The 23,102-nt window shown below is 59.0% G+C and carries 26 protein-coding genes and 1 pseudogene; 15 read left to right on the forward strand and 12 right to left on the reverse strand.

Annotated elements, in window-relative coordinates:
- Positions 1–20: 20 nt before the first annotated feature.
- The 12 genes from K290_RS0117030 (at position 21) to K290_RS0117085 (ending at position 10,077) form a co-directional block, all read left to right on the forward strand.
- Entirely contained in the window at positions 21–1,166 is a 1,146-nt protein-coding gene (locus K290_RS0117030; RefSeq protein ID WP_028753051.1) for an alpha-hydroxy acid oxidase, read from the forward strand.
- 127 nt (positions 1,167–1,293) lie between these two features.
- Positions 1,294–2,811: a helicase HerA domain-containing protein gene (locus K290_RS0117035; protein ID WP_028753052.1), complete on the forward strand. Its 1,518-nt coding sequence runs from the start codon at positions 1,294–1,296 to the stop codon at positions 2,809–2,811.
- A 68-nt stretch (positions 2,812–2,879) separates the two neighbouring features.
- A complete protein-coding gene (locus K290_RS0117040) occupies positions 2,880–3,215 on the forward strand; it encodes a hypothetical protein (protein WP_028753053.1) in 336 nt (111 codons plus the stop codon).
- Positions 3,216–3,218: 3 nt separating this feature from the next.
- A complete protein-coding gene (locus K290_RS38360; RefSeq protein WP_245276567.1) occupies positions 3,219–3,389 on the forward strand; it encodes a hypothetical protein in 171 nt (56 codons plus the stop codon).
- Between the two features lie 16 nt (positions 3,390–3,405).
- Complete coding sequence (locus tag K290_RS38365; protein WP_028753054.1) at positions 3,406–3,699, forward strand: hypothetical protein; 294 nt, start codon at positions 3,406–3,408, stop codon at positions 3,697–3,699.
- 225 nt (positions 3,700–3,924) lie between these two features.
- Complete coding sequence (gene rpsD / locus K290_RS0117055; RefSeq protein ID WP_028753055.1) at positions 3,925–4,542, forward strand: 30S ribosomal protein S4; 618 nt, start codon at positions 3,925–3,927, stop codon at positions 4,540–4,542.
- A 70-nt stretch (positions 4,543–4,612) separates the two neighbouring features.
- On the forward strand, positions 4,613–5,542 hold the full coding sequence (locus K290_RS0117060; RefSeq protein WP_028753056.1) for a glutaminase: 930 nt from the start codon (positions 4,613–4,615) through the stop codon (positions 5,540–5,542).
- A 60-nt stretch (positions 5,543–5,602) separates the two neighbouring features.
- Positions 5,603–6,478 carry a tRNA 2-thiocytidine(32) synthetase TtcA gene (gene ttcA, locus K290_RS0117065; RefSeq protein ID WP_028753057.1) on the forward strand — a complete coding sequence of 292 codons (876 nt, stop codon included), beginning with the start codon at positions 5,603–5,605 and terminating at the stop codon, positions 6,476–6,478.
- 75 nt (positions 6,479–6,553) lie between these two features.
- On the forward strand, positions 6,554–7,324 hold the full coding sequence (locus K290_RS0117070; protein WP_028753058.1) for a Fic family protein: 771 nt from the start codon (positions 6,554–6,556) through the stop codon (positions 7,322–7,324).
- Positions 7,325–7,390: 66 nt separating this feature from the next.
- Entirely contained in the window at positions 7,391–8,215 is an 825-nt protein-coding gene (locus tag K290_RS0117075) for an inositol monophosphatase family protein (protein WP_028753059.1), read from the forward strand.
- A gap of 17 nt (positions 8,216–8,232) precedes the next feature.
- Positions 8,233–9,057 (forward strand): inositol monophosphatase family protein, encoded by an 825-nt coding sequence (locus K290_RS0117080; RefSeq protein WP_028753060.1) that lies wholly within the window; start codon positions 8,233–8,235, stop codon positions 9,055–9,057.
- A gap of 99 nt (positions 9,058–9,156) precedes the next feature.
- The gene (locus K290_RS0117085) at positions 9,157–10,077 is read left to right on the forward strand and encodes an adenylate/guanylate cyclase domain-containing protein (protein ID WP_028753061.1); all 921 of its coding nucleotides are present in this window, start codon (positions 9,157–9,159) and stop codon (positions 10,075–10,077) included.
- 22 nt (positions 10,078–10,099) lie between these two features.
- Here the strand turns inward: K290_RS0117085 and K290_RS0117090 are convergent, their stop codons facing one another.
- The 3 genes from K290_RS0117090 to grxD all read right to left on the reverse strand — a co-directional run bounded on the left by K290_RS0117090 (position 10,100) and on the right by grxD (position 13,102).
- Positions 10,100–11,380 carry a multidrug effflux MFS transporter gene (locus tag K290_RS0117090; RefSeq protein ID WP_028753062.1) on the reverse strand — a complete coding sequence of 427 codons (1,281 nt, stop codon included), beginning with the start codon at positions 11,378–11,380 and terminating at the stop codon, positions 10,100–10,102.
- Positions 11,381–11,392: 12 nt separating this feature from the next.
- A complete protein-coding gene (locus K290_RS0117095; protein WP_028753063.1) occupies positions 11,393–12,625 on the reverse strand; it encodes a multidrug effflux MFS transporter in 1,233 nt (410 codons plus the stop codon).
- Between the two features lie 141 nt (positions 12,626–12,766).
- On the reverse strand, positions 12,767–13,102 hold the full coding sequence (gene grxD / locus K290_RS0117100) for a Grx4 family monothiol glutaredoxin (protein ID WP_028753064.1): 336 nt from the start codon (positions 13,100–13,102) through the stop codon (positions 12,767–12,769).
- 374 nt (positions 13,103–13,476) lie between these two features.
- Here grxD and K290_RS0117105 point away from each other — a divergent pair, with 374 nt between their 5' ends.
- Positions 13,477–13,776, forward strand: a complete 300-nt coding sequence (locus K290_RS0117105) for a hypothetical protein (protein WP_028753065.1) — start codon at positions 13,477–13,479, stop codon at positions 13,774–13,776.
- Positions 13,777–13,917: 141 nt separating this feature from the next.
- The gene (locus tag K290_RS0117110) at positions 13,918–15,123 is read left to right on the forward strand and encodes a membrane protein (RefSeq protein ID WP_028753066.1); all 1,206 of its coding nucleotides are present in this window, start codon (positions 13,918–13,920) and stop codon (positions 15,121–15,123) included.
- Here K290_RS0117110 and K290_RS0117115 read toward each other — a convergent pair.
- From K290_RS0117115 to K290_RS0117130, 4 genes are all read right to left on the reverse strand, one after another.
- Positions 15,109–15,342, reverse strand: coding sequence for a BolA family protein (locus tag K290_RS0117115; RefSeq protein ID WP_004108912.1), 234 nt, complete (start codon positions 15,340–15,342; stop codon positions 15,109–15,111). The genes K290_RS0117110 and K290_RS0117115 overlap by 15 nt on opposite strands.
- Before the next feature lie 17 nt (positions 15,343–15,359).
- Positions 15,360–17,591, reverse strand: a complete 2,232-nt coding sequence (gene purL, locus K290_RS0117120) for a phosphoribosylformylglycinamidine synthase subunit PurL (RefSeq protein WP_028753067.1) — start codon at positions 17,589–17,591, stop codon at positions 15,360–15,362.
- A 154-nt stretch (positions 17,592–17,745) separates the two neighbouring features.
- Positions 17,746–18,318: an acyloxyacyl hydrolase gene (locus K290_RS0117125; RefSeq protein ID WP_028753068.1), complete on the reverse strand. Its 573-nt coding sequence runs from the start codon at positions 18,316–18,318 to the stop codon at positions 17,746–17,748.
- A gap of 197 nt (positions 18,319–18,515) precedes the next feature.
- Positions 18,516–19,934 (reverse strand): aminotransferase-like domain-containing protein, encoded by a 1,419-nt coding sequence (locus K290_RS0117130; protein ID WP_028753069.1) that lies wholly within the window; start codon positions 19,932–19,934, stop codon positions 18,516–18,518.
- Positions 19,935–20,013: 79 nt separating this feature from the next.
- Here K290_RS0117130 and K290_RS0117135 point away from each other — a divergent pair, with 79 nt between their 5' ends.
- Positions 20,014–20,280 (forward strand): DUF1127 domain-containing protein, encoded by a 267-nt coding sequence (locus K290_RS0117135; protein ID WP_245276568.1) that lies wholly within the window; start codon positions 20,014–20,016, stop codon positions 20,278–20,280.
- A gap of 18 nt (positions 20,281–20,298) precedes the next feature.
- Here K290_RS0117135 and K290_RS38370 read toward each other — a convergent pair.
- The 5 genes and pseudogenes from K290_RS38370 to purC form a co-directional block, all read right to left on the reverse strand.
- Positions 20,299–20,477: pseudogene (locus K290_RS38370) on the reverse strand (AAA family ATPase); the annotation flags it as partial.
- 62 nt (positions 20,478–20,539) lie between these two features.
- On the reverse strand, positions 20,540–20,944 hold the full coding sequence (locus K290_RS0117140) for a hypothetical protein (RefSeq protein ID WP_028753071.1): 405 nt from the start codon (positions 20,942–20,944) through the stop codon (positions 20,540–20,542).
- 139 nt (positions 20,945–21,083) lie between these two features.
- Positions 21,084–21,755 carry a phosphoribosylformylglycinamidine synthase subunit PurQ gene (gene purQ / locus K290_RS0117145; RefSeq protein ID WP_028753072.1) on the reverse strand — a complete coding sequence of 224 codons (672 nt, stop codon included), beginning with the start codon at positions 21,753–21,755 and terminating at the stop codon, positions 21,084–21,086.
- A 103-nt stretch (positions 21,756–21,858) separates the two neighbouring features.
- Positions 21,859–22,101 carry a phosphoribosylformylglycinamidine synthase subunit PurS gene (gene purS / locus K290_RS0117150; protein WP_028753073.1) on the reverse strand — a complete coding sequence of 81 codons (243 nt, stop codon included), beginning with the start codon at positions 22,099–22,101 and terminating at the stop codon, positions 21,859–21,861.
- Positions 22,102–22,118: 17 nt separating this feature from the next.
- Complete coding sequence (gene purC, locus K290_RS0117155) at positions 22,119–22,883, reverse strand: phosphoribosylaminoimidazolesuccinocarboxamide synthase (RefSeq protein WP_015340039.1); 765 nt, start codon at positions 22,881–22,883, stop codon at positions 22,119–22,121.
- Positions 22,884–23,102: the final 219 nt, after the last annotated feature.

Raw genomic sequence — 23,102 nt, forward strand, 5'->3', positions numbered from 1 at the left:
TGTCGTTGTCGAGGCCAGCCATGCGTCTGCGTGAATGCCACAATTTCCATGATTTTCGCCTTCTGGCGCAAAAGCGTCTTCCCGGCCCGATCTTCAACTATATCGACGGCGCAGCCGACGACGAAGTGACGCTGCGGCGAAACACGTCGAGCTTCGAAAGCTGCGATCTCGTTCCCAATGTCCTGCGCGGCGTCAGCGAGATCGACATGTCTGTCACCGTCATGGGACAAAAGCTCGCCACCCCCTTCTATTGCTCGCCGACGGCGTTGCAACGGCTCTTCCATCATCAGGGCGAGAATGCGGTTGCAGCCGCAGCTTCCTCGCTCGGCACCATGTTCGGCGTCTCCTCGCTCGGTACCGTGAGCCTCGAGGAAATCCGCAAGAAGTATCCGGGTCCGCAGGTCTACCAGTTTTATTTTCACAAGGATCGCGGTCTTAACCGGGCAATGATGCAGCGGGCAAAGGATGCCGGCGTCAATGTGATGATGCTAACGGTGGACAGCATCACAGGCGGCAATCGGGAACGCGATCTTCGCACCGGATTCTCCATTCCGTTCAAGCTCAATCTGGCCGGTGTCACCCAGTTCGCCATCAAGCCCGCGTGGGCGCTGAACTATCTGACGCACGAGAAATTCCGCCTGCCGCAGCTCGATGAGCATGTGGACATGAGTGGCGGCGCCATGTCGATTGGCAAGTATTTCACCGAGATGCTTGATCCATCGATGAACTGGAACGATGTCGCCGAAATGGTGAAGCACTGGAACGGGCAGTTTTGCCTGAAGGGCATCATGTCGGTCGAGGATGCCAAGCGTGCGGTCGACATCGGATGCACAGGCATCGTGCTTTCGAACCATGGCGGCCGGCAATTGGACGGCTCGCGCTCCGCATTCGATCAACTGGCTGAAATCGCCGATGCCGTCGGTGACCGTATCGATGTAATGATGGACGGCGGTATTCAACGCGGCACGCATGTCCTGAAGGCTCTGTCGCTCGGCGCCAAGGCTGTTGGTCTCGGCCGCTTCTATCTCTATCCACTGGCCGCTGCCGGTCAGGCAGGCGTGGAGCGCGCGCTGCGGCATCTGCGCACCGAGGTTGAGCGCGATATGAAGCTGATGGGATGTACCTCGGTCAGCGAGCTGTCGCGGGCTAATCTGCGGTTCCGCTGATATGGCAATCGCCTGTGGGTTTTTTCAATCCACGGGCGCGAAGCCGGGAAATCTTTGATAGACGAGGGCGGCCCGTTTCTGAAAGATGGGCGCCTTCACATCTGAGTCTCGTCAAAGGGGTAGTGCATTGCAGGTCGGCATCGACATGGGAACGGCGTCCGGCGGGACCAGCGCCCAACTCGATATCGAGGAACTGCTGGCAACGCGTCTCCTCGTGCAGGGCAATTCCGGTTCCGGAAAATCGCATTTGCTGCGGAGGCTGCTCGAACAATCGGCGCAATGGGTGCAGCAGGTCATCATCGATCCCGAGGGGGATTTCGTCACGCTCGCCGACAAATTCGGCCATGTTGTGGTAGATGGCGAGCGCACGGAGGCTGAACTTGCCGGGATCGCCAACCGCATCCGCCAGCATCGTGTCTCCTGTGTCCTGACGCTGGAAGGACTCGATATCGAGCAACAGATGCGGGCCGCCGCCGCCTTTCTCAACGGCATGTTCGATGCCGATCGCGAATATTGGTATCCGGTGCTCGTCGTCGTCGACGAGGCGCAGATGTTTGCCCCCTCGGTCGGCGGCGACGTCTCGGAAGATGCGCGCAAGATGTCGCTCGGTGCCATGACCAACCTGATGTGCCGCGGCCGTAAGCGCGGCCTTGCCGGCGTGATTGCCACACAACGCCTTGCCAAGCTTGCGAAGAACGTCGCCGCCGAGGCCTCCAACTTCCTGATGGGCCGCACCTTTCTCGACATCGATATGGCCCGTGCCGCCGACCTGCTCGGCATGGACCGCAGGCAAGCGGAAATGTTCCGCGACCTGAAGCGGGGCAATTTCGTAGCACTCGGTCCGGCTCTGTCGCGCCGGCCGCTGCCGATCACCATCGGCGCGGTCGAGACTTCGGCGCGCTCCTCCAGCCCCAAGCTGATGCCGCTGCCGGATGCTCCGCAGGATGTGGAGGATTTGATCTTCACACCGGATCCGGAGGAATTCTCGCGGCCCGTTGTCCGTCGTGCAACGCCTGCGCCGCGTCCGACGACGGATATCCTGGCGGAGCTTTCCCGCTCCGCGCCTGCTGCCAACGCCGCGCCGGCTGAGCCGAAGGCGAGCCAGCCGGAATTGTCGGCTGAGGACCGCGAGGCGAGGTTGAGTGCCGTACTCTCGGAAATCCTCGATGATCCAGCCTCGGCCTTTCGCACAGATTCGGTGCTTTATCAGGAGTTCCTCGTGCGGCTCCGCATGCGTCGCATGCCGGGTGTGCCGATATCGCTTCCGGAGTTTCGTCGCCGCGTCGCGATCATACGCTCCGGCGCCGATGAGGCGACCATGGCGACGGACGCCTGGGCGACGGCTCTGTCGCTCTCTTCCGGTGTCACCGACGATCTGCAAGGCGTGTTCCTGCTGCTCGCCAAGGCGGCCGTCTGTAGCGAGCCATGCCCTTCCGATGCCCGCATAGCCCGTGCCTACGGCACCCACTCCGCCCGCCGTGCCAGGCGTCTGCTCAGCTATTTCGAAGAACAGGGCAGCGTTGTCGTCCATACGGATTTTTCCGGCAAGCGCATCGTCGCATTCCCGGACATCGGTTGCCAAACCGCGCCGGGTGATGCCAATGCGCCTGATTCCCATGGGGGGGAGCAGGCGGCGGCGGAATAGCCGGGAATACGGCACTGTTGATCCGTATCCGGGATACGCCTATAGTCATCTCTATGGGAGATGGTTTCATGACCGTGCGTGACAGGATACAGCGATATAGGGAAAGTGGTGGAGCATCCGATCTGGTAAGGGTGGAAGTTCTGGTTCCGGCTGCACGCCGCGACGATATCTTGTCGCAAGCGGCGGAGATGCGTGCCGAATATCGGCAGAAAAAAGAACGCCTTCGGGAAGATGTCGAATTGGCGCTTCACCATTACGGCCTCCGCCTTCTTGACAATATTGATTTGGATCGATTGCCGGATTTGGCTCAGAAGGCGAAGGTGATAGCAAACGCCTTGATGGAACGCGGCGATGCACGTGCTTTCGCCATGGGGCGTCGCATGCTTGACGAGATCGGGCAATAATCGATGGCGCTGACGAAATTGCAAAAAGAGGTTATGGCTTCCATCGCGAAAAATCGCTCGGAAACCAGCTATGTTGCAGGCGGGCTTGGTCTGAACATGAACTGGCCGCGTCTCTGTGATCATGGGAGCCGCGGGAAAACCGCCGCATTATTCTCCAGTCAGGACCATCGATGAAATCCGGCGCAGAGGGTTGTCGGTTTCGACCGAAGACTATAATTCCGTGAAAGGTCTTCCGGCCGATCTTACGGCTAGTGTCATCCGAGACAGGCTTGTCGAAGCATTGGACAAGGCGGATCACTACGTTCGATCGGCACCAGCGGATATAGTTGGCCTGCTGGCGGTCGATGTCAACGGCAGGCCCGCTCAGATATCGAGTTTGAACGAAAGCGGCGTGCAATTTCGAAAGGCGACTTCCGAGCGCGAGTTGATGCCGTCGTTGCCGGACGTGCCGGAGGAATGGCGTGGAATAGGTCATGTGGAGTGAAACCACCTGCCTTGTTGATCTTGCTGTTGACATTTTCATGACGACCCCTTACAGACCCCGCCAACGCCGGGCAGAAATGTCCGGTGTTTCATTTAACATGTCCCGTGGTTTCCTCCGTTCGCTAACGTGAGAAGCCTGTCAGAGCTCGAAAAAGGGGTTCAGAGGAGGGCGTGTTTCCTTCGCGGTTCGGCAACGGGCCGCTATAACACTTTGAAAGGAAATGCGATGAGCAAGCGCGAATCGTCCAAATACAAAATTGACCGCCGTATGGGCGAAAACATCTGGGGCCGTCCGAAGTCCCCGGTCAACCGCCGCGAATACGGCCCGGGCCAGCACGGCCAGCGTCGCAAGGGCAAGCTCTCCGACTTCGGCGTGCAGCTCCGCGCAAAGCAGAAGCTGAAGGGCTACTACGGCGACCTGCGTGAAAAGCAGTTCCGCGCCATCTTCGACGAAGCCAACCGCCGCAAGGGCGACACTTCGGAAAACCTGATCGGCCTGCTCGAATCGCGCCTCGACGCGATCGTCTATCGCGCCAAGTTCGTTCCGACCGTTTTCGCTGCCCGTCAGTTCGTCAACCATGGCCACGTCACCGTTAACGGCGTTCGCGTCAACATCGGTTCGTACCGCTGCAAGGCCGGCGACGTTATCGAAGTTCGCGAAAAGTCCAAGCAGCTCGTCACCGTTCTGGAATCGGTTAGCCTCGCTGAACGCGACGTTCCGGATTACGTCGAAGCCGACCATAACAAGATGGTTGCGACCTTCGCCCGCGTTCCGGCCCTCGGCGACGTACCGTACCCGGTCGTCATGGAACCGCATCTGGTCGTCGAATTCTATTCGCGTTAATAGGCGGATATCTTCTTACGAATGCAAAAGCCGCTCTTTTCGAGCGGCTTTTTTGTCTTTGGAGCGTTCGATGAGTGATTTGCAGGCAATTCTCGACAGCATCCACACCGAGCTTTTGCCGCGCCTCGGCGAAGGCAAGGTCGCCGACTATATTCCAGAGCTCGCCAAGGTCGATCCGAACCAGTTCGGCATGGCGATCGCGACGGTGGACGGCAATGTCCGCAGCGTCGGCGACGCCGATATTCCCTTTTCCATTCAAAGCATTTCCAAGGTCTTCATGCTGACCTTGGCGCTTGGCAAGGTGGGCGAAAGCCTGTGGAAGCGCGTCGGGCGCGAGCCTTCCGGCACTGCCTTCAATTCCATCGTCCAACTCGAGCGCGAGGAGGGGATTCCGCGCAATCCGTTCATCAATGCCGGGGCGATCGCCGTCAGCGACATCGTGCTTTCCGGCCATGCGCCGCGAGAGGCGATCGGCGAGTTGTTGCGCTTCGTGCGCTACGTCGCCGACGATGAGTCCATCACCATTGACGACAAGGTGGCGCGCTCGGAGACGCAGACCGGTTTCCGCAATATCGCGCTCGCCAATTTCATGCGCGCCTATGGCAATCTCGATCACCCCGTCGAGCATGTGCTCGGCGTCTATTTCCATCAATGCGCGCTGTCGATGACTTGCGAGCAATTGGCCAAGGCTGGGCTTTATCTCGCGGCTCGGGGTACCAATCCGATCACCGGCCATTCCGTCGTTTCGCCGAAGCGGGCGCGACGAATCAATGCGTTGATGCTGACATGCGGCCATTATGACGGTTCCGGCGATTTCGCCTATCATGTGGGCTTGCCTGGCAAGAGCGGCGTCGGTGGCGGCATTCTCGCGGTGGCGCCGGGTATCGGCTCAATTGCGGTCTGGTCGCCGGGGCTGAACAAGGTCGGCAATTCGCAGCTTGGCGCGGTGGCGCTGGAAATGCTTGCCGCTCGGACCGGATGGTCGGTCTTCGGTGATTGATATGGTGTCTTCCCGCTGCGCTTTCTGGTATCAGCGTGGCGAAGCCCGAGGTATGACAAGATGAATATCGCAACGACGGTAGCGGATGAGTTCGATATCGATGCCGAGGATGGTCATGGTGCCGTCCATCCGCTGTTTGCCGACGCGCCGCGGTCGGTCTCCTTCAACAAGCTACGCAAGCGCCTGCTGCGTCAGGTGCGTCAGGCGCTCGAAGATTTCCAGATGCTGAAGGGCCAGAAGCGTTGGCTTGTCGGTCTCTCCGGCGGCAAGGATTCCTACGGGTTGCTCTCGATCCTGCTTGATCTCAAATGGCGCGGCCTGCTGCCGGTTGAGTTGATCGCCTGCAATCTCGATCAGGGGCAGCCGAATTTCCCCAAGCATGTACTGCCGGAGTATCTGACGAAGATCGGTGTCGAACACCGGATCGAATATCGCGACACCTATTCGATCGTGAAGGAAAAGGTGCCGGACGGCGCCACCTATTGCTCCCTCTGCTCACGTCTGCGCCGCGGCAACCTCTACCGCATCGCCCGTGAAGAGGGCTGTGACGCCCTGGTGCTCGGTCATCATCGTGAGGATATCCTCGAAACCTTCTTCATGAATTTCTTCCATGGTGGCCGGCTGGCTTCGATGCCGGCGAAGCTCCTGAACGACGAGGGCGACCTTATGGTGCTGCGTCCGCTCGCCTATTCTGCCGAGGACGATCTCGCCAAGTTTGCCGCTGCCATGCAATTCCCGATTATTCCGTGCGATCTCTGCGGTTCGCAGGATGGTCTGCAACGCAATGCGATGAAGGACATGCTCGCCGATATCGAACGTCGCATGCCTGGCCGCAAGGACACGATGCTGCGGGCACTGGCGCATGTGAACCCGTCGCACCTGCTCGACCCGAAGCTGTTTGATTTTGCGGCGCTGATTACCGCAAAGCCGGAATAAAGAAGGGCGATGGTTCTCGGCGTTTTTTCCGTCTAACCTACAATCGGATCGTCGAATTTTTGAAAGCCGTCCGGCATGACCTCGCCCGAGCAACTTTTCGTCAAAAAGAATGAGCTTGACCAGCTCAAGCGAAACATGGTCGCGGGCGGACTGGATGGTCTGGAACATGCGCAGCGGATCGACATCACCTACACGTCGAATGCGATCGAAGGAAACACACTGACTGCGGGCGAGACGGCTCTGGTCATTGAAAAAGGAATCACCGTCGGCGGCAAGCCGCTCAAGGATCATCTGGAGGCCATCGACCACGCGCGGGCATTGGATTGGGTGGTCGAGATTTCCGCTGATGGCAGCGGACCGATCACGGAAGCGGACATACGCAACCTCCACCATTTGGTGGTCGCACAATCAAAGCCCGAGATCGCAGGCCGCTATGCGGATCGTGCTCGTTATGTCAACACCGACGCCGGTGCGCATCATTTTCCATCACCGGCTGAAGTTGTCGCTTTGATGGGTGATTTCTGCCGTTGGCTCGGACAAGCGAAGAATTCGCCGGAAACAGCGTTCAGAGCCCATCGGCAATTGGTCCGCATTCATCCCTTCAACGATGGCAATGGCCGCACGGCACGGCTGCTGATGAATTTGGTACTGCTGAGAGCAGGGTATCCACCTATAGCCATCCGACCGGAAGATCGCCCCGCCTACATTGCCGCTCTGGAAGAGGAGCAACGGGGCGGTGGACATGAAGCCTTTGACAAAATGATGTATCGGCGACTGGATCAGACCTTAGATCTTTATATAGACGCAGCACGGCAAGCGCGGGCTCAGCCTGTTTCCAAAAGCTGAGCTTTTGCCACAACCGCGTCATCGAATCGGGCATAAGAGGGGCCTCTCTTCAGGCAAAGGTCACCGATGACGCTCTCCGATCCAGACTTCGAATATTTGATGGCAATAGTAGCTGAGGCTGCGGCGCGTGAAATCCTGCCGCGCTTTCGTAATCTTGGCGTTGATGGCGTTTCCGAAAAGACGTCGGCTATCGACGTGGTGACGGAAGCTGATCTGCTGGCGGAGAGGCATATCACGGCGGCGCTGAAGGCGCGCTTTCCCGACGCGCTCACCGTGGGAGAGGAAGCCTACGAGGCCGACAGGTCGGTCGTGCCGGCGTTGGCGGATGCGGAGCTCGCCTTTGTCATCGATCCCGTTGACGGCACCTTCAATTTCGCATCCGGTTCACCCCTCTTCGGAACGATCCTTGCCGTTGTCGCCAAGGGCGAGACGATTGCCGGTATCATCCATGATTCGGTGCTCGGGGATACCGTCACCGCCATACGCGATTCCGGCGCCTATTTGCGGCGACGGGCAGGGCAGGTGACTCGGCTGGCAGTTGCCCCGGCCGTACCCTTGAGCGAGATGGCCGGCTTGATCTCCTGGCTCTATTTGGACGAGCCGGATCGCTCGCGCATCAGCACCAATATGGCGAAGATCCGCATGCCTTTTTCGCTGAATTGTTCGGCCTATGAATATTGGTTGATTGCGTCAGGCAGGATCCACTTCATTGGCCACGCGAGGCTGATGCCGTGGGATCATCTCGCAGGCGTGCTCATTCATCAGGAGGCCGGCGGCTTTGCCGCAAAATTCGACAGTACGCCTTATCTCCCCGCCGAAACGACGGGCGGCATTATTTTGGCACCTGATGAGGAAAGCTGGCGGATGATCCGCCGCGAGATCATTGGTTGATTGGAAAGGATTGTTTCATGACATCGCCCGTCGACGTTACGACACTAGCCGAGCTTTTGCGCCGTACAGCGCAGGCGGAAATTCTGCCACGTTTTCGCAGACTCGGCAGTGACGATGTCCGCGCCAAGAGCGAGGCGACCGATCTCGTGACCGAAGCGGATGAGCAGGCCGAACGGATGATCAAGGCGGAGGTCGAACAGCTTTGGCCGGGTGCGCTTTTCATCGGCGAAGAGTCGGTTGCCGCAGAACCGGCGCTACTTAGCAAGATATCCGGCGCGGAGCTGGCCATCATCGTCGATCCCATCGACGGCACCTTCAATTTTGCCTCCGGCATCCCCGCATTCGGCGTCATGGCCTCTGTGATCTCCAAGGGTGAGACGGTGGCCGGCATTATCTTTGATCCGATGGGCGACGATTGGGTGCTGGCGGAAAAGGGTGGAGGAGCTTGGCTCCGACGGCCGGATGGTGAGGCACAGCGCCTCTCCGTGGCGACGCCGGTTGCGCTGGAAGACATGGTCGGCATGGCCTCCACCGGCTACCTGCCGAAGGAAAAACGCGCTGAGATCATGGGCAATCTCGCCAAGGTACGCTTTCTCACCAACTACCGGTGCGCTGCCCATGAATACCGCACCTTCGCCGCCGGGCATGTCCATTATCTCATGTATAATAAGCTGATGCCGTGGGATCACTTAGCCGGCGCTCTGATTTCCGAGGAGGCGGGAGCCTATGCGAGGCGCCTCGACGGCTCGCCCTATCTGCCGCATCATGTTGACGGCGGCCTGTTGGTTACGCCGGACAAGACATCATGGGAAGTGTTGCGGCGAGAGGTTTTCACCGTTTGAGATAGCGGTGTTCCCACTTGGAAAGTCGTGGACGGAACATTATGTTCACTCACGCTATGCAACCGCCATTCGGCGGGACCTCCGGCTGGGACAAGCGAGATGACCGAAACGAGCCGCAAGCTGACGACCATCTTCTCCGCCGACGTTCAAGATTATACGCGCCTGATGCGGAACGACGAGGAAGGCACACTCGCTACGCTGAAGCGCTATCGAGACGCCATGGCGCGACTGATCGAAGCGCATGGTGGCCGGGTGATCAACACCTGGGGTGACGGCGTATTTGCTGAGTTCCCCAGCGTTGTCGAGGCCTTGCGCGCGGCAATCGACGTTCAAAACGAACTTGCCGGTTACAATGCCAGCAGCGACTCCGATACGCAGATGCTCTTCCGCATCGGTCTCAACCTTGGCGACGTCATCGCCGAAGGCAACGATATCTATGGCGACGGCGTCAACATCGCCGCGCGCCTTCAGGCCTGTGCGGTCGCCGGCGGTATTGTCATTTCGAATACGGTCTACGACCAGGTCCGCAACAAGGTCGCCGTCGGCTTCGATTTTCTCGGCCAATTGGAGGTCAAGAATATAGTCGGCGGCGTGCCGAGCTATGCGGTACGGATCGGCGCGCCTCAAACTGATTCGCCACCCACCAATCCCCGCACCGTCCGAGAGCACGTTCCCAGTGCGCCTAAGACGATTGTAGAAACTGCCACACGCGGTGAGCGGAGTTACGGCGTGCTTGCGGTGATCGCTGTAGGTTTGGTGGTGCTGAATATTCTCGCATGGCACGGCGAGTTTTGGGCCGCCTGGCCTGTGCTTGGTCTCGCGATGGTGGCCGGGCTTCGCTGGGCGCGAACGAACACCCAGTTTGATCGCCGCCTCGCCACTTTCGCCGTGGTCGGCGCGGGCATCGTCGGGATCAATCTTCTGTCATGGCACGGCACACCCTGGGCGATCTGGCCGCTATTGGGCCTAGCGGTTCTTGCCGGCATTCGCTGGGTCAGGCGCCAACGCGGCGATGTCTGACGCCGCGTCGAAGGACTGCCATTCAGACATGACCCATGCCGGGTTCAAGCTGCGGGTCGTCGCCCGGATGGGTGAAGAGCCTGCCCTTTTCCGCCCATAGTGTCGCAATGATCGTCAAGGCACCGAAGATCGTGAAGCCGGCGATCAGCGGCTGGACGGTTCCATCGAACATCTGGCCGACGATGCCTCCGAGCAATACGCCGCCGGTGGTGGAGATGGAGCTGGTAATTGCGGCAGCCGTGCCCGCCAGATGCCCCATCGGCTCCAGGCTGATGGCCATGAAATTGGTGGTGATGACCGCAAACATCATCAGCATCACCGAGATCAGTACATAGGTGAACAAGAAGCTCGGCAGACCAGTCGTACCGGCGACATAGCCGAAAGCGCCGAGAACGGTGAAGATGATCATCGCGACGTGCGAGATGCGCCGCATGCCATAGCTGCGAACGAAATAGCCGTTGGCGAATTGCGCAACCGCAGTGCCCGCCGCCGTCGCGGCAAAAGCGATGGGAAACCATTCGCCGAGGCCATAGACTTCACCGAAAACCTGCTGAACCGAGACCACGTAGGCGCAGATGACGCCGGTAAAAAGAGTCAAGCCGATCATGTAGCCGCAGGTAACACGGTTGGTCAGCACCGTTTTGAAGCCGGAAACGACCGAACTGACGGACAACGGCAGGCGCTCATTGTCAGGCAACGTCTCCTTCATGCGAAGGAACGCGATGAGAAAGAGAACGGCACTTGCGATACCCAGTGCGATGAATATCCATTGCCAGTTCGAATGGGCAACGATCATTTGCCCGACGAAAGGTGCGACCATCGGCATGATCATGAAAACGATGGTGACATAGGACATGACCCGCGCCATTTCACGGCCACCGAAGCAATCGCGGACGATCGCCAAGGTCGTGATACGAACAGCGGCGGCACCGACGCCCTGAATGAAGCGCAATACCAGCAGTGTGGTGAGGCTGCCGCTCCAAGCGGCTGCGAAAAGCGTTACCGTGTAGAAGATAAGGCCGCCGAGGAGGATGTTCCGCCGGCCATAGGCGTCGGACAGGCTGCCGAAAAATAGCTGGCAGATACCGAAGCCGAGGAAATAGACACCGATGACCAATTGCGTGTCATTGGGATTGGCGACCGCCAGCGACTGCCCGATATTCGGTAGGGCCGGCAACATGCTGTCTATGCCCATCGAGATGCTCGCCGTCATCAGCGCGATGATGATGATGAATTCGGCGATGCCGAGGCCGATGCGGGCGGAGCCGGATTGCTCCGCGAGTTTTGTTTGGGTCGGATTCATATCATATGCCTGTCAGTGAAGGGCCAGAGACTGATCGGAGGGCGGCGGCGCATTCTGTGGCCTGAAAAGCCGCCCTTTCTCGGCAATGAGCACGAAGCCGATGCCGATCAGCGAGACCGTAAAGTAGCCGACGATCATCGGCGTTGCCGTCCCGTCGTAGAGCTGACCGATCACCGCGCCGATCGAGGCACCGCCGACCGTGCTCATGAAGCCGAGCACCGAAGACGCCGTGCCGGCGACATGGCCCAATGGCTCCATGGCGAGCGAATTGAAGTTCGAGCCGATCCATCCGAACTGGAACATGGCGAGCGCGAAGAGGATCATGAACAGCGGGAAGGGCATTGGTGCCGGACCATAGAGCTGCACCATCAGCCACAGGAAGGTGATGGTTGCGAAGCCGAACAGGGCCGCATGCGACAGCCGACGCATGCCGAAGCGCCCGACGAGCTGCGAATTTATAAAGGAGGAGAGCGCCATGAACAGCGCGACGCCGCCAAAGGCAAGAGGTGTGTAGACGCCGAGCCCGTATATGTCGTTATAGACCTGCTGCGCCGAATTGATGAAGCCGAACAGCGCTCCGAACAGGAAGGTGTTGGCAATCGTGTAACACAGGGCGACGCGGTTCGTCAGAACCATGCCGAAGCCGGAAATGACGGATTTTACGGTGAGGGGGCGGACGTTCTCCGACCTGAGCGTTTCCGGCAGCCGGAAATACATCCAGATGCCGACAAGCGTTGCCATAGTGCCGATGAAGACGAAGATCATGTGCCAGGTGCTGACCAGCATGATGACCTGCCCGCTTCCCGGCGCGATGACTGGAACGATCATGAAAACCATCATGATCAGCGACATGACCTCGGCCATTTGACGGCCGCCGAAAACGTCGCGGACGATCGAGATGGTGATGACGCGCGTTGCCGCAGATCCCAGGCCCTGGATGAAGCGCAGGGCAAGCAGGCCGGCAAAGGACGGGATCAGCGCAATGCCGAAGGCGGAGACGATATAGACGGAAAGGCCGATCAGCAGCGGCACGCGGCGGCCGAAGCGGTCAGACAGCGGGCCGTAGAAAAGCTGCGCCGAGCCGAAACCGATCAGATAAGCGGTTACGACATATTGCCGATGATTTTCGTTTTCCACGCCGAGGCTGGAGCCGATCTGCTGCAGGGCGGGGATCATGATGTCGATGGCCAGCGAATTGACCGCCATCAGGAAGGCGGCGAGCACAATGAACTCGCGTTTGCCCATGGGCAATTGCCCCTGGGACGTAGCCTGGGATGTAGTCGTCACGGTTTTTTTTCCCATAAACATATCAAGGCGCCGCCCGGCGGCAGCGCCTCATCAACTGAATTGGACTATGGAAACCGGACGGAAGAGCCCGGTGACCGGTCAGGCGGCGCCGCGGACGGCGATACCATGTTCCTGGAAGTGCTGCTGCAACTCGCCCGCCTGGAACATTTCGCGCACGATGTCACACCCGCCGACAAACTCGCCCTTCACATAGAGCTGGGGAATGGTGGGCCAATTGGAATAGTCCTTGATGCCCTGGCGAATTTCCGAATCGGCCAGAACATTGATGCCCTTATAGTCGACACCGATATAGTCGAGGATCTGAACCACCTGGCCCGAGAAACCACACTGCGGGAACTGCGGCGTACCCTTCATGAAGAGAACAACGTCGTTGGTCTTCACTTCGTTGTCGATGAATTCGTTAATGCCGCTCATATTTCGTCCTTTCACATGCGGGTTCAAGGTCCGCAGCTTCAAATCTTATCCTTAAATAGCAAGGTGAAGGTTCGATTTCCAGCCGCAATCATGCACCCGATATGTTTTTCATCGCATGAATGGGTTTTCGGGCAACAATGGTTCCGAATGATGGCGCCGCATTGGAATTAGCATCTTTTTTTGAACAGTGCGTTTTGAAATCGCTTCTTCAACGTGGAAGCTGAACAACACACATACAGGATAAACAAGGGACGCTTAGTATCGTGCCGCCGGCCTATTTTGCCGGTAGCGGGAAATTGTCGAGGCATGGCGGCGAAGGCCACATGGCGGGTGTCAGTCCCTTTTTTTACATGCATTTTCAGGGAGTGGACACCATGAGCCATCATCACTATTCCGACGGCCAAGTCGGCGAAGAGCGCGAATTTTATAGCGCCGACGAGACGAGTGAAGGCGAAAGGGAATATTACGAACATGTTCGCACCCCCAGAGCATCAATGCTGAACAGCGCCATCACAGTCAGCATCATTGTTTTAGTTCTCAGTATCGCGTTCGGCTATCGCGCCTCCACAATCCCAGCGCCGCAGGTGCAATCTGCGACCGTTCAGAAGATCATGATTGCTCCGTCGAGCGATTCCTGTGCCGAGCTTTCGCCCTATGCCGGCAGCGATTGCTAATGTCGGAAATTCCTTAACCATATGGTGGGAGCCTATCGATCAGCTTTCACCATAGGCTGCCATGAAAAAGCCGACAGGTGATGATGTTGACAGCATCCTATGTCCATGTGACGCCGCCAACCTGCCGGGATTAAGAATATTATGAATAGCGTAAAGAAGAGGGTAGTCCTTCACTTCCCCGGCTTTGAACCCTTGGACGCTCCGGCGCATAGGGCGCGTTACGAGCGATCCGCCAAACAAAGCGCCGCCGTATGGAACTTTTCGGTGGCCGTCGATACGCTTCGAAATTTCGGCAGGGCGCCGTATTTCGACGTCAATACCAAGGGAGCGGACTGGGAAACCAAAAGCCGCATTCATGTCCTCGACCATGACGATCTCGTTGCCAAGCTGAATGGCAGACCTTTTTCCGTGCGGCTGGGGCAGGGTTATCTCGCTGCTGCCAAGGTCGCGTTGTCAGGCGGTCTGATGGGCTATTTCCGGCATGCCTGGCGGTTCGGTCTGTTCTTCATTTTTCCGTTCCTGCTGATACTGGTCGGGCTGATGCTCAGCCTGTCCATCGCTCTCTCACCCTTTGCATTCGGGCTTCCCTCCTGGAGCCATATCGGCAGCATCGCCTTGGCGGTGGCCTTCTTCATCTATGTCTTCCTGCCGCAGGCCGAGAGGCTGCATACGCTGCACCTCTTTGCGGACTGGGAAATGGCAGTCGCGATGGCGGGATTGAACGGTATCGGCGCCGAGCAGTGGATTGAAGCCTGCGCCATCAGCGCCCGCCAGGCGCTTGACGAACCGGCCGACGAATATGTGATTTCATCCCACAGCATGGGCTCAAGCGTCGCCGCCCATGTGATCGGCCTGCTGCTCGAACGGGAGCCTGCGCTGTTTCAAGGCAGGCGCGTGGTGTTCACGACGCTAGGCAGCGCCATCCTGCAATGCGCATTGATGCGGCCGGCCGCCATGCTGCGTTCGCGTGTTGGCCTGTTGGCCCGCTGCCAGGACATCTTTTGGCTCGATGTCCATTGCCTGACCGATGCGATTCATTTCTACAAGGCGAAGGTCGCCGCCGTCTGCGGCCATGCGGAGGGAGCGCAGCCCACAATCATATTCGTTCGCTTCAAGAAGATGCTGACGTCGCAGCATTATGCCAAGATCAGGCGGGATTTCCTGCGCGTACACAGGCAATATGTGCTCGGACCGGATGTCCGCGCTCCCTTCGACTTCACACTTTTGACGGCCAGCCCACTGTCGGCTTCCAGCTTTGCAACATTCAACCAGGCCAATATGCCGGACCTGACGTTCGGGGCCGGCAATGACGACGAGAACGCCCGGCTTTCCTCAGTCGGGCGCTGAGGTCTGTAGCGCCAGGGCGTGCAGTACGCCCCCCATATTTCCCTTAAGCGCGTCATAGACCATCTGGTGTTGCTGTACGCGGCTCTTGCCGCGGAAGGCTTCGGCCACGACTTCGGCCGCATAGTGGTCGCCATCCCCGGCCAGGTCGCGAATTGTCACCTTGGCGCCGGGAATGCCGGCCTTGATCATGTCTTCAATATCGCCGGGATTCATTGGCATTAGTGATTTACCTCACTTCATTCGGCAGCGGCGAGTGCACTGCCATCCATGAAGGCAGGAAACCACGATTCATGCGCCTCGCGCAACTGCCGAACGGAAACGGACAGCAGTCCCTCGATGGCAAGCGCATCGCCGCCGACCGCGCCGAGGCGACGGAAGGGAACGCCGGCGCTTTCCGCATTGATGCAGACGAAATCGGCGACATCGGCCGGCACGGCTACGACGTAACGTGCCTGATCCTCGCCGAAGAGCGCTGCATGCGCCAGCGTCTTGCATTCAGAAAGATCGATGCGCAGTCCCTTGCCGGACGCCATCGCCATTTCGGCCAGGGCCACAGCAAGGCCACCCGAGGAAATGTCATGGCAGGCGGTGACTTGACCGTTGCGGATGGCCGAACGGACGAAATCGCCGTTACGACGCTCTGCAAAGAGGTCGACCTCCGGGGCCGGGCCCTCCGTCGAGCCGAGGATATCGCGCAGATAGACCGAGGAGCCGAGATGGCTGCCGTCGACGCCGAACATGATGATGCGATCGCCCTCTGAGGCCGAGCCAATGCGGGCCATCGCCTTCCAGTCTGGCAGCAGCCCGACACCGGCGATCGTCGGCGTCGGCAGGATCGCGACGCCGTTGGTCTCGTTATAAAGCGAGACATTGCCGGAGACGATCGGAAAATCGAGCGCCTGGCAGGCTTCGCCGATGCCTTTGATCGCGCCGACGAACTGGCCCATGATCTCGGGCTTTTCCGGATTGCCGAAATTCAGGTTGTCGGTCGCAGCCAGCGGCTCGGCGCCGGTTGCCGTGATGTTGCGCCAGCATTCGGCGACCGCTTGCTTGCCGCCTTCGAACGGATCGGCTTCGACGTAACGCGGCGTCACGTCCGAGGAGAACGCTAGCGCCTTGGTGGGATGACCTTCGACACGGACGACGCCGGCATCACCACCTGGAATCTGCAGGGAATTGCCCTGAATCAGCGTGTCGTATTGTTCGTAAACCCAGCGGCGGCTGGACTGATTGGGCGAACCGACCAGCGTCAAGAGTGCCTGCCCGTAGTCCTCAGGGGCGGCGACGAGATTGGCGGGCAGCTCGGCGCGCTTGTCGGATTCGCGCCACGGACGATCATATTCCGGCGCCTGGTCGCCGAGATCCTTGATCGGCAAATTGGCGACTTCCTCGCCCTGATGGATGACCCGGAAGCGCAGATCGTCCGTCGTCTTGCCGACGATGGCGAAATCCAGGCCCCACTTGACGAAGATCGCCTTGGCAACGGCTTCCTTTTCCGGCTGCAGCACCATGAGCATGCGCTCCTGGCTTTCCGAGAGCATCATTTCATAGGCCGTCATCTGCTCTTCGCGCACAGGCACCTTGTCGAGATCGAGCTCAATGCCAAGGTCGCCCTTAGCGCCCATTTCGACGGCCGAGCAAGTGAGGCCGGCGGCACCCATGTCCTGAATGGCAATAACAGCGCCTGTCTGCATCAGTTCCAGGCAGGCTTCCAGCAGGCACTTTTCGGTGAAGGGGTCGCCAACCTGAACGGTCGGGCGCTTTTCCTCGATCGACTCGTCGAATTCGGCCGAAGCCATGGTTGCGCCGCCGACGCCGTCGCGGCCGGTCTTGGCGCCGAGATAGACGACCGGCAGGCCGACGCCCTTGGCTTCCGACAGGAAGATGGCGTTGGATTTCGCAAGCCCGGCAGCAAAGGCGTTGACCAGGATATTGCCATTGTAGCGCGCATCGAATTCGACTTCGCCGCCGACGGTCGGAACGCCGAAGGAGTTGCCATAGCCGCCAACGCCCGCGACGACACCTGAAACCAGGTGGCGGGTCTTCGGATGATCCGGCTCGCCGAAGCGCAGGGCGTTCATGGCCGCAATCGGGCGCGCACCCATGGTGAATACGTCGCGCAGGATGCCGCCGACGCCGGTCGCAGCACCCTGGTAGGGCTCGATGTAGGAGGGGTGGTTGTGGCTCTCCATCTTGAAGACGACGCAATCGCCGTCATCGATGTCGACCACGCCGGCATTTTCGCCAGGGCCTTGAATGACGCGCGGCCCCTTGGTCGGCAGGGTGCGAAGCCACTTCTTCGAGGACTTATACGAGCAATGCTCGTTCCACATCGCCGAGAAAATGCCGAGTTCGGTAAAGGAAGGCTCGCGGCCGATCAGATCCAGAATGCGCTGATACTCATCCGGCTTCAGGCCGTGGGCGGCAATCAGTTCGGGGGTGATCTGGATCGAATTGGAAATGGTCATGGGCGCTCGAGGGTCCTTGCCTGTAAAGGGTTGAAGGCCGGTCAGGGGATCGAGGTCTCTTTAGCGCATGTGAACCTGTCGTGCGACAGGAAAATGACCGCCATTCACAATGGGTGAAGGGCGGCCCTGGCTATTTTCAGTTACCGCTTGGCGATCAGAACTTGTAGCCCACCAGCAGCCCGGCGCGCGTCATGCCGGCATTCGGTCCGTCGCAGAGATTGGCATGCGATGAATGCGCCACCTGCGCCATCAGGCTCCAATGATTGTCGAAATTATAGCCCACCCCTGCATATTCGTGGAAAAGCAGGCGGCAGCCGAGCATTGGACCGTCCTTGGTCCAATCGTCGAGATTGCCGGTATGCACGGTGCCACCGAAACCGGCTTCCGTGAAGATGCCGTTGCTGTGGGTGAGCGTCCAGGACAGGCCGGTAAAGACTTGGGTCGCTGCCGTATCAGTGGTGCCGATCGAGGTGCCCAGATGAATGCGGGGACGCAAAAGCTGATCTTTCCAATTGTCGGTCGGATTGTAGCCAAAAGGATTGAACAGCACTTCGACTTCCGGAAAGACGCCGGCTTCGTGATCATGCCCAGTCTGGATGGAGCCGCTGGCGCCGAAGCGAAGTTCATCGAATATTTTGGTATCCGGGGCTGCCTTTGTGTCCGCAATGTCCGCGGCAGCAGCGGATTCAGCGACAATAACCGAACCAATCATTACCAAAGCGGTCATCGTACTCGTCCAAAAACGGCCACCAGAAATAGCGTCAAAAGCCATGCACCCAACCCCCAGATGGCAAGCGATTCGCAGTCGTTAACCAAGTGGTAGCATCCTTAAGATGGAGGTAAAGTAGGGCTGATTATATGACAGTGCATTTCACGAAAACTGAAGCGAAAGTGCAACAGTGTCGTCATAAATGGCCGTCAGGCTCATATATGGCTGTCGTAACCTGCCGAGCCATTTTCCAAAAGGTGACGCAGCGTCATCAACCCGCTCGCGACATCATCACGCCGCTGCGGCGAGGAAAAAGCAACGCGAATGCGATGATAGGCCTTGTCCGTGCGGGCAGCCTTGAACTCGTCCTCATCGTCGACCAGGACGCCCTCGGCAATGGCGGCATTCTTGAATGTACCCGAAAGCCAGGGTTCAGGCAGTTTCAGCCATAGGAACGGCACGTGCGGATGCGAAGTGAATTCGAAGCCCGACAGCGCTTCCCGAGCCAATTGCTCACGGGCGCGGATTTCCTCCACGGCCCGGCGCCGCAGCGCCAGCGCATGGCCGCTAAGCACCAGCCGGGCACAGGTTTCAGCCAGGATGAACGGCAAGCCGCCGGTCGTCATCTTATGGGTGACCTTGATGCGTTGGGCGAAATGCTGCGGACAGGCAACCCAGCCGCCGCGTACGCCTGCGGTTACCGATTTTGAAAGACCGCTGACGAGAAACGTGCGCTCCGGGGCAATTTCCGCCATCAGCGGATTCGGATCTTCGGTCATGCCTCCATAGAGATCGTCTTCGATCAGCCAGACGCTGTGGCGGCGCGCTATGGCGGCAATTGCCCGGCGACGCGCCTCCGGCATGGTCGTCAATGTCGGATTGTGCGCCGTCGGCATCAGGAAGGCGAGGCGCGGATGCTGCTGCTGGCAGAGCCGTTCGAAATCGTCAGGGATAATGCCATGCTCGTCGGAGTCCACCAGGATGGAGCGGCGGCCGAGAAGGCGGGTGGCGCGGCTAACCTGCGTGTAGGTCAGGTTCTCGAAAACGATCTTGTCGCCCGGTGAGGTGACCGCGGAGATGATGGCTATGGCGGCGGCGTGAGCGCCGAGTGTCGGCACGATCGTCTCGATGGCCGGCTGCCAGCCGTTACGAGCAAGCCAGACCTGGCCGGCGCGAAACCAGTTCGCCGGGAAAGTCCGCGAATAGGAGGAAATCTCTGTCCGATGGTCGCGGCTGATATCGGCGAAGAGCTGGCCGATGATCTCTCCCTGACCAATATCGGGCGCTGCCGTCGTATCGAAACGAATTTTGTCGCCCGGAATATCGAGACCCCGGGTGCCGGCGAGCGCCTGCGTAATAGGGTCCACAGGCTCGATCTGCTTGCCGTTGGCGCGCTCGAGTACATAGGTGCCACGCCCGACCTCGCCTGCCACCAGCCCGCGCTCATGAACCAGCGCATAGGCGCGGCTGACCGTGCCGATCGTCACACCGATATCATAGGCGAGATTGCGTTGCGGCGGCAGCTTCGTACCCGGCGGCAACACGCCATGGGTGATCGCATTCTCGATGCTGTCGGCGACGCGGATGTAAACCGGGCCGGTCCCACTGGATATGTCAGGCAGCCAATTTGTCATAATGACAATTCTTAAATTGCCTCGCCAACGGAGTCAATATTATGAGTCAATTTGTGTCGTTTGGCTCGATACATTCCGATTGTCACGATCAAGCGAGCAAGAAATGGATACAATAGAGACAATTCACGTCGACAAGGCCGCCATAGTTGTTCGTCTGAAGGCGCCGAGCGCCTTTATGCCGATATTGCGTTTGCCGCGTCGCCTTTTTGATGCTTTTGCAGTTTGGCTGCAGAAGCGGGAAAGCCGCTGGACTTTGCGCTATCTGACGGATGACGAGTTGCACGACATCGGGCTGACTCGCCGGGAAGCGAGGGCCGAGGTGAGCAAATCGTTTTTCTGGGGTTGAGGGCGCATCTCCATGCCCCTGCCGGGCAGACGCGGGCGCACCCACCCAAGGCAGAGCCGAACCGCCGCGCTGCAATTCCTCGATGACGATCCAGCGTCCGGCTCTTCCATGACTTGGTGGCCGCGCCATCGAAACTCCTCAAGCAGCGTCGACTTGCCTCCACCCGAGCAGCCGGAAATGACGACAAATCGATCCAAGACGGCGATCCCCGAAATTGCCGGCCGACGCGTTTATCAGGATATAGCGACTAGGCTCCGCCTCAGCAGCCCTTTGTGCCTGCGGCCCAGCGGTTGACGTCGCCCGTGATACGGCCGCCGGAAGCGCCCGACATCATCGGGCCGAAGGCCTGCAGCTGCGCCGGATTGCCTTCCGCCTGAACGACGAGAGATGGCCGGCCGGCCGGATGCTTCTTGTCGACCACGAGAATGCGCGGGCGTCCGGTGTACGAATTGAGTTCGGGGGCGAGTTGGTAACCCGCAAAGGCCGGATCGGCCGATTTGAACCAGCAGGCATTGGCGTTGAGCATGACGCGTTCCATCGTCGATAGAGCGCTGTGATCGGTTGCGCTGATGCTCGGTGGGCGCGGGCCGCATGAGGTCACCAGCAGCCCAAGCGTCGCGATGGCAGCGGCGGAATAAAGTCCTGTCAGGAGGCGAGGGCGCATCAATCTCTTTCCAATGAAGCAGTTAGGGCCAATAGAGCAGCTAGGGCTGCTGCTCTGCCGAAGGTTGCCAAATTGCATTCCGGCGCCCTGCTGTTTTATGCAAAGACGCCGATTTTATGGTTTCGATACCGGCCACCAATTAGGCAGCGATCACGTCGAGGGCGGAAGCAAAGAGGCCGCGACCGTCGGCGCCGCCATGAGCCGCTTCGATCAGGTTCTCCGGATGGGGCATCATGCCAAGCACATTGCCCTTGGTGTTGATGATGCCGGCGATATCGTTGATGGAGCCGTTCGGATTGGTGTCGTCTGCGTAGCGGAACACCACCTGACCATTACCTTCGATCGCCGCCAACGTTTCCGCGTCGGCAAAATAATTGCCGTCATGATGGGCAACCGGGCAGCGGATCACCTGACCCTTGGCATAGGCGCGGCTGAAATCCGTCTCCGCATTGACGACCTCGAGCTTGATCTCGCGGCAGACAAATTTCAGCGAGGCATTGCGCATCAGCGCGCCGGGCAACATGCCGGCTTCCAAAAGGATCTGGAAGCCGTTGCAGACGCCCAGAACCTTGACGCCCTTGTCGGCCTTCTCCTTGATCGCCTGCATAACCGGCATGCGCGCCGCGATCGCGCCGCAGCGCAGATAATCGCCATAGGAAAAGCCGCCGGGTATGACGATCAGGTCGACATCCGGGATTTCCGTCTCGGTCTGCCAGACCGTTACCGGCGCATGACCGGAAATCTTGGTCAGTGCCGCAATCATGTCGCGATCGCGATTGAGGCCGGGGAGTTGGACGACTGCTGATTTCATGATGCTGTTCCCGCAATAGGCGAAGAGTAATCGCTGGAATGTGCTCCGTGAGCCATACTCCATTGCCTCAGGCAAAGAAAGGATGGCTCACGAAAGAGGACAATCAGTCGATCGAAATGCTGAAGTTCTCGATCACCGTGTTGGCGAGGAGCTTTTCACACATGGCTTTCAGCTCGGCCTCGACCTTGCCCTTGTCGGCGCCATCGAGCTCCAGGTCGAAAACCTTGCCCTGGCGGACCTGATGAACGCCGTCAAAGCCGAGTGCGCCGAGAGCGCCTTCGATTGCCTTGCCTTGGGGATCGAGAACGCCGTTTTTCAGCGTGACGGTTACACGAGCCTTGATCACGATTGTCCTTCCTGCGCTTACTTGACGAGAACCGGGCCCGTGCCGCGCACGGGTTCGTTTTCATTGATGATGCCGAGCCGGCGGGCGACTTCGGAATAGGCTTCCAGCAAACCGCCCATGTCGCGGCGGAAGCGATCCTTGTCCATCTTCTCGTGGGTTTCGATATCCCAGAGACGGCAGGAGTCCGGCGAAATTTCGTCGGCAAGGATGATGCGCATCATGTCGCCTTCGAACAGGCGGCCGCACTCGATCTTGAAATCGACGAGTTGGATGCCGACGCCGAGGAAGAGGCCGGTCATGAAGTCGTTGACGCGGATGGCAAGCGCCATGATATCGTCGAGTTCGGCCGGATTGGCCCAGCCGAACGCGGTGATATGCTCCTCCGAGACCATCGGATCTTCAAGTGCGTCGGACTTGTAATAGAACTCGATGATCGAGCGCGGCAGCACGACGCCTTCTTCGATACCGAGGCGCTTGGCGAGCGAGCCGGCGGCGACGTTGCGCACGACGATCTCGAGCGGAATCATCTCCACTTCCTTGATCAACTGCTCGCGCATGTTGAGACGGCGGATAAAGTGCGTGGGAATACCGATCTTGTTCAGATGGCTGAAAATATATTCGCAAATACGATTGTTCAGAACGCCTTTGCCATCGATGACTTCGTGTTTCTTTTTGTTGAAGGCGGTGGCGTCGTCCTTGAAAAACTGGATCAGCGTGCCCGGCTCAGGCCCTTCGTAAAGGATCTTGGCCTTGCCCTCGTAAATACGGCGGCGACGGTTCATCGGTATTGTTCTCTGTCGTTAGCGCTCTGAAATAGCGCAAGTGGATCGATCTGTGGGCGTCCCCATATCGGATAAGAAGCGAATTCACAATCCGCCAGCGCCTCCTTCCTCGGAATTCCAGCTTTTGGTTCTATATCAATGCGAGAATAGCGATCCTGTCCTCTCATGTTCTACAGGCTTTTATTTGACGATGGAATGAAGCCGCCCTCTACTTCACAG

This window comes from Rhizobium leucaenae USDA 9039, assembly GCF_000426285.1.
GTDB lineage: Bacteria > Pseudomonadota > Alphaproteobacteria > Rhizobiales > Rhizobiaceae > Rhizobium > Rhizobium leucaenae.